The following is a 342-nucleotide window of genomic DNA, read 5'->3' as shown; positions in this document are numbered from 1 at the left end:
TGGCGCGCTCGTGGTCGATGCGCTTGGTGTTCCGGGCATTGCGGCGGCTGACGATCTCGTCGATGAAGCCGCGATAGGCGGCGAGATCATCGAAGTCGGCAGTGCCGCGCAACAGCAGCGCATCGGCGATCGTGCGCTTGAGATGGCCATGCGAGCTCTCGATCGCCCCGTTCTCGTGGGCGATGCCGCGATGTTGCGGGAAGGCCGCATGCCGTAGTGGGCGCAGAGGTCCTCGTGTCGCCGGGTCAGATCGTCCCTCGCATTGCGGTCGAGATTGCAGAAGGCGGCCGACAGGCTGTCGGTCCGATGCTCCCGCGGTGCCCCACCGAGCGACCACAGAGC

At 67.0% G+C, this 342-nt stretch carries 1 pseudogene; it reads right to left on the bottom strand.

The features are described from left to right. Positions 1–342 (bottom strand): annotated as a pseudogene (locus tag AC0L2O_RS36515) (IS21 family transposase); the annotation flags it as partial.

The sequence above is a fragment of the Bradyrhizobium sp. Kon10 genome, from assembly GCF_055807395.1.
Note: the sequence above shows the minus strand (reverse complement) of the source record. Positions and strands in the feature narration are given on the sequence as shown.